Consider the following 13,417-nt stretch of genomic DNA (forward strand, 5'->3'; position numbering starts at 1 on the left):
CTCGTCGGCCGCCACCGCCGCCGCTCTTGCCTTTCGCGCTCGCGACCCCGACGGGGCTGAGCGCGGCCAGCGACTGCGGGTCGAATCCCGACAGCGACGACTGGTCGGCGGCTTCGTAGCGGGACATCACCCACGTCTGGTCGGCGAGGTCGACGACGAGCGAGCCGTCGGACACCTCGAAGTCGGAGACGACGCTCGATTTCCGCGGGGGAGGGGAGTTCGAACCGAGACAGCCGGCGAGTCCGCCGACGGCCCCGAGACCGGTCAGTTGGAGGAACGTACGACGCTTCATGGGGACTCTCGTCTCTGTCAATCAGAAAACTAGGATAACAGTCTTGTGGTTCGATACGTCTCGCGCGACGGACAGTACGGTTCGCTGATCGGTCTAGGAGGGAACCACCCGGAACGCGGCTCTGACGCTCCCGACGACCAGCCTGTCGAGCGAGCGCGTCGCCGCGCCGAACGAGACGAAGAAGACGACCATCACGAGGAACTCGACGAGGGGGAACGCGCCGAACAGGAAGACGCCGAGACCGAGGTCCGCGACGAGTCGGATGAGCGCGATGCCCGCGTCGACGGCGCGGTCGAACGTGACCGCGGCGATGAACCCGGCGACGACGGCGACGACGGCGGACGACAGAAGTCGGAGCGCAGAGGGGGCGGCCCGCACCGACCGCGCGCCGTCGGTTCGGCGGCCGTCGTCGGAGACGAGCCCGAGCGCCGCGAGTTGCCGGCGGAGTTGGTCGAGCGTCGTCACCGCGAAGACGAACCACAGCACCGCCGCGAGTCCGAAGCCGACCGCCGACGCAGAGAGCCCGGTGACGGCGCTCGTCAGGATATCGACGACGGTCGGCGTGGCGCGCTCGACGAACAGGTAGAAGACGACGAACCCGAGTGCCGCGTCCACGGGTCCGTACGCCGGGAAGGGCTCGCGTCCCCGGGGCCGGTCCGGGTCGGGTTCGGGGTCGGCCCCCGCATGCGCGTTCATGTGTGAGCGGACGTGCCCCGAGCCCATCAATCGGCCAGTCGATTTTGTCACGGCGCGGGAGCCGGCCCCCGAGCGTCGTCGGTGTCACCGACTTCGACCGAGGGCGGGCGCGACCGCACTGGGCGCGCGACCGCGTCGAACGCACTCGATTCTCGACTCGCTACGCGGCGAGCGGGATGACGAGGACGAGTAGCTTCGCGTAGACTACCATGAACAGGAGCGCGAAGGGGTAGGTGTTACCGTAGCCCGCGGCGACCTCGTCGGCCCCGGTGGCGTCGACGGCGGCCGCGAGCCCTTTCGTGTCGGTGTGGCCGCCGGTGATGCCGCCGGCGGCGCTTATCCAGTCCATGCCCCAGACGTACCGCGTGAGCGCGAGGCCGGCGAGGATGGCGACGAAGCTCGTGAGCGCCGAGGCCGCCACGATTTGGAGGCCGTACTCGGCGATGGTGGCGAGGAAGCCGCCGCCGGCACCCACGCCGACGACCGCGAGGAACATCGCCAGCGTGAACGCCCGAATCTCCGAGAGGATGCCGGTGTCCATCCGCGTCGGTACGGGGCCGACCCGGCCGAAGTAGCCGAAGACGAGCGCCGCGACGAGCACGCCGCCGGTCGTCCCGAGCGAGGGCGTGCCGAACGGTCCCATCGGAATCGGAATCGACCCGATGACCGCGCCGGCGACGATGACGAGCGCGTAGCCCATCACGCTGAACGTCACCTCGGTGACCGACGAGCCCGATTCGTCGTCGTCGGTGCCGCCGATAGCCTCGTCGAAGCGGCGTTTTTCGTCATCGAGGTCGAGGCGGGCGATGACGGGGTACAACTGCTGGAACACGACGATGACGAGCACGCCGACGACGTAGCCGACGGAGTGACCGATTTGGTAGTCCTGCCGGACGGCCGCGGGGAGCGCCTCGATGGCCGACCCGAGCCCCGGACTGCTCGTCAGCGCGCCCGAGAACGACCCCATGATGAGGGGCGTCGACGCGTTGGGGAAGACGAACTGCGTCCAGACGTACGTGAGCGCCAGCGCGACGGTCGGCATCAGCACCGCGACGGCGACGAAGTTGAGGCCGTACGCCTTGACGGTTCCCTCGATTTCGTGGGCCGCGATGAGGCCGACCGCGGCGACGAACAGCGCCAGCGTGAGTCCGCTGTACGCGTCGGGGACGGTGAAGCCGAAGTGGCCGAGCACCAACCCCGCGAACAGCGGCCCCGCGACGCCGAACTTGACGCCGCGGACGCTGATTTTGCCGAGCCCCATCCCGATGAGCACCGCGAGGAACAGGACGAACAACCCGTTGCCGACGAGTGAGTCGACTATCGCCACGGGAACTCACCCCCGGTACCGAGACGGTACGCGCGGGCCGTCGTGCCGGTCACAGCCGAGCGCCGTGAACGATAATGATGAATTTGATTTCTCGGTGACATACGAGTAACAGTTCGCGGATTCGGTGGATAAGGCTTGATTCGATTCCCACGGGATGGCGACGCGGGAAAATCGACAGACAGTACCGGCGAACACGCTGTATTTATCGGGGTATTATCGGGCGCAACCGCGAGAACGACTCGGCTCGGACGAGCCCATATTAATCATCATCGATATGAAACGATTCGCGGAGTTCGCTCGTGAATCTGGTCACATCCAGCTGTTCCGGCAGGTCGTTCCGGCCGTCGTGGTCCGTGAGCGAGCCGGGTTCGAACGCGGGGTTGCGCTCTTCGACCGTCTCCAGCGGCACCTTCGTCGTGACGGTGAAGTGTTCGACCGGGGAGACGAACCCCCAGAGGGCGCCCGCGGTGTTGAGGACGACGAGAATCGGCGTCCACGGGACCGCGAGGAGCGCGAGTTTCGACTCGGCCCAGTAGCTCGCGACGCCGACGCCCGTCACGACGAACAGCGTGGCGAACTCGATGAGCGAGCCGATTCGGTAGAGCATCAGGTCGGGGAGCGCGCCGGGGACGAGGAACGTGACGACCGTTATCAGCGGGATGAGCGGCGAAAAGCCCCACGCGACGAGGCGGAACTGCAGGAACGCCTGATAGTGCAGCGGGAGCAAGTCTGAGTCCTGCCGCGTCCCGGAGAACCACCGCCGCCGCTGTTTGAGCATCGTCGGCACCGACGGCGGGGCCTGATTGCGGAACTTGCAGTTCAGCACGGTGAAATCGAGGTCCGACGCGCTGGCGGCGCGCCACGCGAAGTCCGTGTCCTCGGTGATGGTCTTCGAGTCCCACGTGATTTCGTTTTCGAGGCTCGACCGAATCGCGATGCCGCCGCCCCACGCGTACAGCGGGAAGCTGAACCGGCCGAACGCCCGCTGTTCGCGCTGGTAGCCGATGCGGAACACCTCCGAGAGGTACGTCACCCACGACCCGGTGTACAGCGGAAGCTCCGTAATCTGGACGATATCGCCCTCCGGCAACCCCGCGAAGTTCGCCATCAGCGTGTCCTCGTCGAGGTAGAGGACGAACTCCTCGTCGCAGGGCACCTCGCGGCGCGCCCATTCGAGCGCTCGGCCCTTGTGGGTCGCCGTGCAGGTGAACTCCTCCGGGACGACGTGGACCGACGCGCCGTCCACCGAAATCGGCTTCTCGGCGACGACTCGCACGTCCGCGAGGTCGTCGGGGACCGCGTCGACCGTCGACTGGACGATGTCCGCGGCGTCGATGGTGATGACGCGCACTTGGATGTCGTCGTAGCCGTAGACGACATCGCCGGCGGAGGTCGTCTGTCGCCACGCGAGGACGAGCACCTCGACGAGCCACGTGAAGACCGACGCCGAGTAGAGCACGAAGACGGTCCAGACGAGCATCAGGAGGACGAATACCGCCAGCTCGGACTGGACCCCGAACATGTAATTCAGAAATGCTTTCTGAGAATAATGAATGTGTGGATTTCGGACCCGACGCCTCGATTCGGGCCGGCGACCGTCTATGCGCCGACGAGACGGCGGAGTTCCGAAACCTGAGAACCAGCACAACCCACTTCCCCGGTGTTGACCGACTGAACACGATGGCTGATTCCACGGGCGGCGTCGCGGAGGCGGAACACGACACGTCGCGAGAGCAACACATCCGACTCCTGTTGGAAATCGAGCCCGCGAAACGCTGTTCATGCCCGTTAGCCGCCCCCGAGTCGTCGGTCGAGAACGTTCACACCCAGCTTGACGGAGACACCTGCCACGCCGAAGTAACCGTCGGCGACGGGGAAACCTCGAAGGTGGTTCACACGACGACGCACGTCGGCGACGACTGCCTCTGTCGGGCGTTCGGGGAGTTCGGGTGCGTGCCGCGTATCCGACGCGCCGACGGGAAACACATCGTCGTCGAGACGTATCTCTCGGACCGCGAGACGATTTCGAACCTCGTGGGGCGGCTCGACGAGGTGGCCGAGCGCGTCTGTCTCAGGCGGCTCACCTCCGACGGGCGCGGCGATTCGAACGAGTCGAAGACGGCGACCATCGACCTCTCGTCGCTCACGGCGAAACAGCGCGAGGCGGCGCTCATCGCCGTCCACCACGGCTACTACGAGACGCCGCGGCGGACGGAGTTGGCGGCGCTCGCGGAGGCGCTCGGCATCTCGAAGTCGGCGCTCTCCCAGCGGCTGAACGCGGTGGAAGCGAAGCTCGCGACGGCGGTGTTCGACTCCGAGTGACGGCCGAGTCGGCCGAGCGAAAAACGGCAGACGGTTGACGTCCGAGGCGGTCCGCGCGTCGGCGAGTACATAAACTGCTTCATTATCCAGCGGGCGGCCTACCGGGGGAGGCCTCCACAGTACGTGTGTACCTATGACCGACCCACAACAGCCGCGACTGACTCCGCTCGACGAGTGGGAGTCGGAAGCGGCGACCATCCTCGACGGGGGCGACTACGACGCCGAGTTGGGACTGCGGATGGCCCGCGACGCGATTCGGGTCTCGAACGGCGAGCTCTCCGACGCGGCGTTCCACGAGAAATATCACGAGGCGGTCGTCGCGGAGTTCGGCGAGGACTCCCGCCCGACCGAGCCGGAGGGGTTCGATGAGTGACGACGGGAGCGGCCCGAAGGGGGGTGACGGCGACGGCGTGTTCAGACGCGACGTGCTGAAGGCCAGCGGGGCCGCGGCCGTCGCGCTCGGACTCGGGGGCGGCGGCTACGCCTCCTCGCTGGCCGAGACCGGCGACGAGGCGGCGTCGAGACAGAACCCCGGCATCGAGAGCTACGTCGGACAGGACGAGATTATCAGGACGGCGTGCGCGCCGAACTGCCGCGGGAAATGCCCGCTCGAAGCGCACGTCCGCGACGGGCGCGTCAGGAAAATCGAGCCGCAGATTCCCGAAGACGAGCGGTACAAGCGCGCCTGCACCCTCGGGCTGTCGCACACCCAGCGCATCTACAACGCCACGCGGCTCAAATACCCGATGAAGCGCGTCGGCTGGGAGCCGGGGAGTCCGAACCCCGAGGGCCGCGGCGACGACGCCGAGTTCGAGCGCGTCGCGTGGGACGAGGCGCTCGACTACATCGCCGCCGAGATGGAGCGCGTCCGCGACGACTACGGCCCCGAGAGCGTCTACTTCGAGACGGGGTCGGGAAACAACGGCGTCAGCGGCACCATCCAGAGCCGGCTGTCGTCGCTGTTCGGCGGGACCCAGAAGTCGTGGTCCATCGACATCAACGTCGGACTCGGCTTCAGCCGGCTCGCCGGGGCCGGCTTCTTCAACGTGCCGACCAACGAGGTGGTCGACTGGCGGAACGCGAACACCGTCATCGTCTGGGGGTCGGACATCTTCGCCAGCAACCTCCAACAGGACGCCTCGAAGCTCCTCGACGCGGTCGAAAACGGCGCGAAGCTCGTCTGCGTCGACCCCGTGTTCACGAACACCGCCGCGAAGGCCGATCTCTGGCTCCCCATCAAGCCGGGCAAGGACACGCTCCTGACCCTGTCGATGATTAAGACGGTCCTCGACGACGAGACCTACGACACCGAGTTCCTCAGAAGGCGGACGCTCGGGCCGGCGCTCGTCCGCGACGACACGGGCGAACTGCTCGACGCGAGCGACGTGTTCGACGACGTGACCGAGGACCTGCCCGTCGCGGTCGACGAGTCGACGGGCGAGCCGGTCGCGCTCGAACCCGAAACGTACGGCGAGTACGCGCTGTTCGGCGAGTACACCGTCGCCGGCGTCGCCTGCCACACGGCGCTTTCGCTCCTCGAAGCCCACGTCGCCGACTACGACGCCGACGCCGTCGCGGCCGAGGTCGGCATCAACGCCGACAACATCCGGACCGCGGTCCGGTGGCTCGCCACGCGCGGCCCCGGCGGCATCGCCTCGGGCTACGGCGTCGACCGCTACAAGTACGGCCACACCTTCGGGCAGGCGTACGCCATCCTCCTCGGGCTGACCGGCGACTTCGGTCGCCACGGGAGCATTCAGGGGAGCCACCCGCTCGGCGGGTCGTACGACGACGGCGGCTACGGCTCACCCGAGGACGGGCCCGGAACGACGTCGCTCCCGCAGACGGACATCCTCACCGCGATAGAGTCCGGCGACCCCTATCAGCTGAAGGTGATGTACTCCCAGGAGTCGAACTTCATCGCCAACCAGATGCCGGACAGACAGCGGTGGCTGGAGGCGTCGAAGAACCTCGACCTCATCGCCGTCGCCGACATGCACCACACGCCGTCGGTCCAGCACGCGGACATCATCCTGCCCGCGTCCCACTGGTTCGAACGCGAGGACGTCGTGGACACGTGGGGCGGCCACCCCCACATCATGTACCGCCAGCCCGCCCACGACCCGCTGTGGGAGTCGAAGTCCGACCACTGGATGCTGGTCAGGCTGGCCGAGCGCCTCGGCTTCGGCGACTACTTCAACCGCGACAAGTCGGCGACGCTGCGCGAGATGCTCGCCCACGACGACGAGGTGGACTACGAGACGCTGAGAGAACAGGGGACGGTGAAGGTGAGCACGCCGGTCGTCAAGTTCACGGGGCCGTTCAACACCCCGTCGGGCCGGCTGGAACTGTACGACGAGGACGCGCCGACCGAAAACGGCGTCACGCTGGAACTGCCGAAGCACATGGAGAGCCGGACGGCCGACGACTGGGACACGGCGGCGGACTATCCGCTGATGTTCATCCAGAAGCACTCGAAGTGGCGCATCCACTCGCAGTACGAGTACCAAAACTGGCTCCGGGAGATAAACAACGAGCCGCAGTTGGACATCAACCCGAAGGACGCCGCCGCCCGCGGCATCGAGGACGGCGACTACGTCCGCGTCCACAACGAGCGCGGCGAGATGGTCGTGAAGGCGAAACTGAACGACGGCATGCAACCCGGGCTGGTGAACACCGACCAGGGCTGGTGGGGACGCGACTACGTCCGCGGCCACCACAACGACCTGACGCACACGGACGTCTGCGAGGTGACCGGGAACTTCGCGTTCTACGACACCAGGGTCGAGGTCGAACCGGCACCGAGCGACGTCGACACGAGCAAGTACACGAGCGGCCAGCCGACCGGTTCGGGCGCGACCAGCGCCGGGGCGGGAGGTGACTGACCATGACTAACTACGGCTTAGTAATCGACCAGGAGCGGTGTATCGGCTGTCACGCCTGCGCCGTGACGTGTAAACAGGAGAACAACGTCGGCCTCGGCCAGTACTGGAACCGCGTGCTCACCGAGGGGGGCGACAAGATGGACACGCCGGCCGGGACGTACCCGGAGAACGGCGAGGACGGCACGCTGGAGATGTCCTACCAGCCGACGGCCTGCCAGCACTGCGAGAACGCGCCGTGCGTGAAAGTGTGTCCGGTCAACGCGACCTACACCCGCGAGGACGGCATCGTCGAAATCGACTACGACAAGTGTATCGGCTGTCGCTACTGCATGGCCGCCTGCCCGTACAACGCCCGCGTGTTCAACTGGGACGAACCGCAGACGGTCCCCGAAGACGGGACCGGCGACGTGCCGGCCCGCCCGCAGGGCGTCGTCGAGAAGTGTACGTTCTGTTCCCACCGCGTCGAGGAGGGGCTCGACCCCGCCTGCGTCGTGAACTGCCCGGCTGACGCCCGCATCTTCGGCGACCTCGACAACGAGGAAAGCACCGTCTCGAAGTACATCAGGAAGTACCAGACGACGCGACTGCTCGAAGACCGCGGCACCGACCCGAAGACGTACTACATCCGCGGCGAGATGAGTCCGGGTCGCCCGCAGACCTCCGACAAGATGGAGAGCGAACTCGACGACGTGTCGGTCTGGTCGGAGCCGAAGGACAACGGTCCGGTCGAGGAAACCGGCGGAAGCGGCGGCGGCGGGTCGCACGGCTCGCTGTCGAACGACGCGCTTCCGCACGTCCCCGCGTTCGAGGGGGGTGACGACTGATGTCGAGAGAGACCGCCACCTCGCGGTTCGTCGTCCCCGAGTTCGGGAGCGCCGGGAAGCTCTGGGTGGGCTTCCTCGCCGCGCTCGTCGTAGTCGGCGTCGCCGCGTGGGCCTACCAACTCGCCACCGGCCTCGTCGTCACGGGGATGCGCAACGTGTTCTCGTGGGGGCTGTACATCATGATGTTCGTCCTGTTCGTCGGGCTGTCGGCCGGCGGGCTCATCATCTCCAGCGCGCCGAAGTTCTTCCACTCGCACCGCTACGAGGGATTCGCCCGCCTCGGCGTGCTGGTGAGCCTCGCGTGCATCACCGTCGCCGGGCTCCTCATCCTGCCCGACATCGGCCGCCCCGAGCGCCTCTACCAGTTTTTCACCTCGCCGGACTTCCGGTCGCCGATGGTGTGGGACTTCGGCATCGTCATCCTCTACGGCGCGCTGAACCTCTGGTATCTCTGGCTCCTGACCCGGCGCGACCTCGCGGCCCGCGGGTCGCGGCTGGCGCTCGGCGTCGAGGACACGGACGCCGGCCGCGAGCGCGACCGGACGCTCATGTTCTGGACCGCCGCCGTCGCACTGCCGACCGCGGTCGCGCTCCACTCGGTCACCGGGTGGATTTTCGCCACGCAAATCGGCCGCGGCGACTGGTTCAGCCCGCTCGTCGCGCCGGTGTTCATCGCCAAGGCGCTCGTCTCCGGCCTCGGCCTGCTGTTGGTCGTGTCCGTCCTCGCCTCGCGGTTCACCCGCTTTACCGTCGACCGCGAGGAACTCACGAGCCTCGGGAAGGTGCTCGGCATCTTCCTCGCGTTCCACGTCGTCTACCTGCTCGCGGCCGAGCGCCTCCCGCACGCGTGGGCCGACCACTTCGGGTTCTGGGCCATCACGGGGAGCTTCCTCATCGGCGAGTCGGCGTACTTCTGGCTCTGGACGGTCGTCGGCGGGGCGGTCCCGCTGGCGATGCTCGCGCTCCCGTCGTTCCGCGAGCGCGTGTCGGTCATCTTCACCGCCAGCGCCCTCGCGGTGTTCGGGACGACGTTCGAGGGGGTTCGGTTGGTCTTCACGGGCTACGACGCGGCCAACATCGACGCCGCGCCCGGCATCTCCGTCGGCGGCGAGTACGCCGGGGTGACGACCGACATCTGGGCGAGCGCGGGGTCGTACACCCCCACGCTCGTCGAGATTGCGGTCACCGCGGGCGTCATCGCCATCGGCGCGCTCATCGTCACCTTCGGACTCCGGTACGTCCCGATTCAAGCCGAAAACGAATCGACCGCGGTGGCGACCGACGGAGGCGAGACGCGGGGGGAAGACCGATGAACGAACCCGCCGCGCGAAACGCGAGCGAGGAACACGACGCGGCCGGCGGCGCGGCCGGCGACGCCTTCGAGTCGGCCCGGACGGCGACGTACGCGGTCCTCGCGGCCTGCTGGCGCGAGCCGACCGAGCGGTTGGTCGACGTCGCCAACGGCGGCGGGCTGTCGGCGCTTTTCGGCCCGCTGGAATCGCTCGAACTCCACGCGCTTCGGAGCGAGTACGCCCGGCTGTTCATCGGCCCGGACGGGCCGCCGTGTCCGCCCTACGAGAGCGTCTACCGCGACAGGGAGAGCGACGACGAGTTCGGCGAGGTACTGGGGCCGGCGACGATGGCAGTCGAGCGCTGGTATCGGGCGTTCGGCGTCGAGCACCGGCCCGAGCAGCGCGACCTGCCGGACCACGTGGCGACGGAACTGGAGTTCTGCGCGCACCTCGCCGAACGCGGCCGCGACGACCGCCTCGACCAGTTCCGCGACGAACATCTCACGCGGTGGGTCGGCGACCTCTGCGACCGGGTCGAAGCCGAGACGCGGTCGCCGTTCTACGCGGCGCTCGCCCGGACGACGCGAGAGGTGGTCAAAGACTGACACTCGGCCGCGTTGGAACCGCCGAACCGAATAGAATCGCCAGTTCGCTCTCGCACCGAGCCGACTCGGTTTTCGGGGGCTCTTTAAAAGCCTTAATTATCAGCGGTTACATACACCGTTAGAGTCAACCAATATCGGACTAGTGAGTACGCATGCACGCACACCACGACCGGTCGCGGCCGGCGACCCCCCTCTCCGAGCCGATTCTCGTCCGCGGCGACAGTAGGGTGTCGCTGTCCGGCCCGGAGCTACGCGGGTTGCCCGCCGAGGACCGAACGGTGACGGTCGCGTGCGCGTCGGGGACGCGACACACCGCGACGTGGACCGGGGTTCCGGTCCTCGACCTCTTTGCCGACGCCGGCCTCGACGACGAGACGACGCACCTCGTGGTCGAGAGCGCCGACGGCTATCGGGTCTGCATCGACGTGTACGCCGCGTTCGACGCCGTCGTCGCCTACGCCCGCGACGGGACGCCCATCCGCGAGGAACACGACTACGAGACGCGCTTTATTGCCCCCGACGTCGACGGGTCGCGGACGGTGAAAGGCGTCCGCGCCGTCGAGGCGCGCGCGCTCGACCCCGCAACCGACCCCGAATCGCTCGAAGACATCTTCAAGAAGCCCTGACCAGATGACGCGAGAGAGACAGAACCGACCGAGCCGGACGGACGCGCCGACAGCGGCGACCCCGCCGAGTCCACGGACCGCGCCGGACGCGACGGCCGTCGTCCTCGCCGGCGGCGAGAGCAGTCGCTTCGGACCCGGACACAAGGCCCTCGCGACGCTCGACGGAGAGCCGCTAATTCGGCGCGTCGTCGGGACGCTCCGAACCGTGACGGGTCGCCCCCCGATAGTCGCGGTTCGGACCGCCGGCCAGCACGAGCGTCTCACCGCGGCGCTTCCGGCGGCGTGGGGCGTGCGGTTCGTCGGCGACGACCCGAGTCTGTCGGGGCCGCTCGCCGGCGTCGCCGCGGCCGCCGAGGCGGCCGCGACACCGTGGCTGTTCGTCGCCGGCTGTGATATGCCGCTTCTCGAACCGCACGCGGTGGCGGCGCTGTTCGAGCGCGCCGCCCGGCGAGACGGCGACGGCGACCACCTCGTCTCCGCGGACGGTGACCGCCTCGCCTCCACCGGCGGCGACCGTTCCGTCCCGCCGGCCATCGTCCCCGTCTCCGAGCGGGGTCACGAACCGCTCCACGCCCTGTACCGTCGGTCTGCGGTCCGGGACAACGCCTTCGAACTCGCTCCCGACGACGGCCTCGGGGCGCTCTTGGACCGCGTCGACGGCGTCGAGTACGTCGGGTTCGACGCGCTTCCCGAGAGCGTCGGCCGGTCGGTGACGAACGTGAACACGCGCACTGAGTTGGCGCGGGTCGCCGCCGGGTGCGAGGTGCGGCGATGAGATGCGAGGTGCGGCGATGAGATGCGAGGTGCGGCGATGAGATGCGAGGTGCGGCGATGAGTCGTGACGCGCGCGGTGCGTCGAGCAGGCGGACGTTCCTCGCGGCCGTCGGCGGGGTCGCGGCGGCCGGTTTCACCGCGACGGCGGGCTGTCTCGGCCGGGCGGGCTCGACACCGACCGTGTCGGTTCTCGCCGCCGGAAGCCTCCAGCGGGCGCTCACCACCGAATTCGAATCGCCGGAAGGGACCCGCGTCGAGGTCGAGGCTCACGGCTCAGCGCGCGTGGCTCGGATGGTCGCCGACGGCCAACGCGACCCCGACATCGTCGCGCTCGCGGACCCGACGCTGTTCGACGCGCCGCTTTCGGTGCCGTGGTACGCCACGTTCGCCAACAACGCGCTCGTCGTCGCGTACAACCCGCAGACCGACGGCGGAACGCGGGTCGCCGAAGCCGCGTCGTGGCCCGACGCCCTCCTCGACGACGCGGTCAGCCTCGGCCGAACCGACCCCGACCTCGACCCGCTGGGCTACCGGACGCGGTTCGCGCTCGCGCTCGCGGCCGACCACTACGACCGGCCGGCGCTGGCCGACGACCTGCTCCGGCGCGACCAGGTATACCCCGAGACGCAACTGCTCGCGCAGTTCGACGCCGGCGGCGTCGACGCGGCGTTCGTCTACCGGAGCATGGCCGTCGAGCGCGGCTACCCGTCCCTCGAACTCCCGGCCGCAATCAACCTGAGCGACCCCGACCACGCGTCGGCGTACGAGACGGCTTCCTACACGCTTCCGGGGGGCGTCACCGTCCGCGGTGCGCCAATCCGGTACGCCGCGACGCGCCGCACCGACACGGCGGCGGCGAAGTCGGTGTTCGAGGCGCTCGTCGGGACCGCCGGCGACCTCCTCGAACCCTCCGGGTTCACCGTGCGCGAGAGCCACCCACACTACTTCGGAGATGTCCCACCGACAGCCTAACCGCCGCGAGCGCGGCGTCACGCGACTCCTGCCCGAGACGTGGCGAGGCCTGACGCTGGTTCTCGCCGGGATGCTCCTCATCTACTACCTGCTTCCCATCGGCGCGCTCGTCCTCGCGCAGTCGCCGGCGTCGCTGGCCGCCGACGTGACGAGCGAGGTCGTCCTGACCGCCGCCACCAACTCCGTCGTCGCGGCGACGCTCAGCACGCTGGTCGCCGTCGCCTTCGGCGTCCCCTTGGCCTACTGGCTCTCGCGCACGTCGTTCCGCGGCCGCGACGTGATTCTGGCGCTGGTGATGCTCCCGCTGGTTCTCCCGCCGGTCGTCAGCGGGATGCTACTCCTCAAGCTCGTCGGCCCCGCCGGCCTCGGCCAACTGACGAGCGTCCCGCTGACGCGCTCGCTCGTCGGGGTCGTCCTCGCCCAGACCTACGTCGCCTCGCCGTTTCTGGTCGTGACCGCGAAGACGGCCTTCGACGGCGTGGACAGACAGCTCGAAGCGGCGGCCCGCTCGCTCGGCGAGGACCGCGTCGGGAGCGTCCGGCGCGTGACGCTCCCGCTGGCGAAACAGGGCATCCTCGCCGGCGTGACTCTGACGTTCGCCCGGGCGATGGGCGAGTTCGGCGCGACGCTCATGCTGGCGTACTACCCGCGGACGCTCCCGGTGCAAATCTGGGTGTCGTATCTCTCGACCGGCCTCGACGCCGCGTTCCCCGTCGCGCTCGTCCTCGTCGGCATCGCCGTCGGGGCGATTTTGCTGGTCCACGCGCTGGGGACAAACCCGTGGGAGTGAGGGCGGGCGAGA

At 68.5% G+C, this 13,417-nt stretch carries 13 protein-coding genes and 1 pseudogene; 10 read left to right on the forward strand and 4 right to left on the reverse strand.

Annotated features, from left to right (window positions below; all coding sequences use genetic code 11):
• From BN996_RS13630 to BN996_RS13645, 4 genes and pseudogenes are all read right to left on the reverse strand, one after another.
• Nucleotides 1-292: pseudogene (locus BN996_RS13630) on the reverse strand (hypothetical protein); the annotation flags it as partial.
• 93 nt (nt 293-385) lie between these two features.
• The gene (locus BN996_RS13635) at nt 386-988 is read right to left on the reverse strand and encodes a hypothetical protein (protein ID WP_226908748.1); all 603 of its coding nucleotides are present in this window, start codon (nt 986-988) and stop codon (nt 386-388) included.
• 160 nt (nt 989-1,148) lie between these two features.
• A complete protein-coding gene (locus tag BN996_RS13640; RefSeq protein WP_089779966.1) occupies nt 1,149-2,315 on the reverse strand; it encodes an aspartate-alanine antiporter-like transporter in 1,167 nt (388 codons plus the stop codon).
• A 259-nt stretch (nt 2,316-2,574) separates the two neighbouring features.
• The gene (locus BN996_RS13645; RefSeq protein ID WP_089779969.1) at nt 2,575-3,837 is read right to left on the reverse strand and encodes a glycosyltransferase family 2 protein; all 1,263 of its coding nucleotides are present in this window, start codon (nt 3,835-3,837) and stop codon (nt 2,575-2,577) included.
• A gap of 158 nt (nt 3,838-3,995) precedes the next feature.
• On the opposite strand from BN996_RS13645, the gene BN996_RS13650 reads away from it, so the two are divergent.
• The 10 genes from BN996_RS13650 (at nt 3,996) to BN996_RS13695 (ending at nt 13,405) form a co-directional block, all read left to right on the forward strand.
• Complete coding sequence (locus BN996_RS13650; RefSeq protein WP_089780516.1) at nt 3,996-4,637, forward strand: dimethyl sulfoxide reductase transcriptional activator DmsR; 642 nt, start codon at nt 3,996-3,998, stop codon at nt 4,635-4,637.
• A 133-nt stretch (nt 4,638-4,770) separates the two neighbouring features.
• Nucleotides 4,771-5,010, forward strand: coding sequence for a 4Fe-4S ferredoxin N-terminal domain-containing protein (locus tag BN996_RS13655; protein ID WP_089779971.1), 240 nt, complete (start codon nt 4,771-4,773; stop codon nt 5,008-5,010).
• Nucleotides 5,003-7,522 carry a molybdopterin-dependent oxidoreductase gene (locus BN996_RS13660; protein ID WP_089779973.1) on the forward strand — a complete coding sequence of 840 codons (2,520 nt, stop codon included), beginning with the start codon at nt 5,003-5,005 and terminating at the stop codon, nt 7,520-7,522. The genes BN996_RS13655 and BN996_RS13660 overlap by 8 nt, the downstream gene beginning before the upstream one ends.
• A 2-nt stretch (nt 7,523-7,524) precedes the next feature.
• Complete coding sequence (dsrO, locus tag BN996_RS13665; RefSeq protein WP_089779975.1) at nt 7,525-8,346, forward strand: sulfate reduction electron transfer complex DsrMKJOP subunit DsrO; 822 nt, start codon at nt 7,525-7,527, stop codon at nt 8,344-8,346.
• Nucleotides 8,346-9,659, forward strand: a complete 1,314-nt coding sequence (gene nrfD / locus BN996_RS13670; RefSeq protein WP_089779976.1) for an NrfD/PsrC family molybdoenzyme membrane anchor subunit — start codon at nt 8,346-8,348, stop codon at nt 9,657-9,659. Before dsrO ends, nrfD begins: the two co-directional genes overlap by 1 nt.
• Complete coding sequence (locus BN996_RS13675) at nt 9,656-10,243, forward strand: TorD/DmsD family molecular chaperone (RefSeq protein ID WP_089779977.1); 588 nt, start codon at nt 9,656-9,658, stop codon at nt 10,241-10,243. The genes nrfD and BN996_RS13675 overlap by 4 nt, the downstream gene beginning before the upstream one ends.
• Nucleotides 10,244-10,395: 152 nt before the next feature.
• Nucleotides 10,396-10,869, forward strand: coding sequence for a molybdopterin-dependent oxidoreductase (locus tag BN996_RS13680; protein ID WP_089779978.1), 474 nt, complete (start codon nt 10,396-10,398; stop codon nt 10,867-10,869).
• Between the two features lie 4 nt (nt 10,870-10,873).
• Nucleotides 10,874-11,644 carry a molybdenum cofactor guanylyltransferase gene (mobA, locus tag BN996_RS13685; protein WP_089779979.1) on the forward strand — a complete coding sequence of 257 codons (771 nt, stop codon included), beginning with the start codon at nt 10,874-10,876 and terminating at the stop codon, nt 11,642-11,644.
• Between the two features lie 56 nt (nt 11,645-11,700).
• Entirely contained in the window at nt 11,701-12,615 is a 915-nt protein-coding gene (locus BN996_RS13690; protein WP_089779981.1) for an extracellular solute-binding protein, read from the forward strand.
• Complete coding sequence (locus tag BN996_RS13695; RefSeq protein ID WP_089779983.1) at nt 12,596-13,405, forward strand: molybdate ABC transporter permease subunit; 810 nt, start codon at nt 12,596-12,598, stop codon at nt 13,403-13,405. Before BN996_RS13690 ends, BN996_RS13695 begins: the two co-directional genes overlap by 20 nt.
• Nucleotides 13,406-13,417: the final 12 nt, after the last annotated feature.

Origin of the sequence: Haloferax massiliensis (genome assembly GCF_001368915.1) — an archaeon.
Taxonomy (GTDB): domain Archaea; phylum Halobacteriota; class Halobacteria; order Halobacteriales; family Haloferacaceae; genus Haloferax; species Haloferax massiliensis.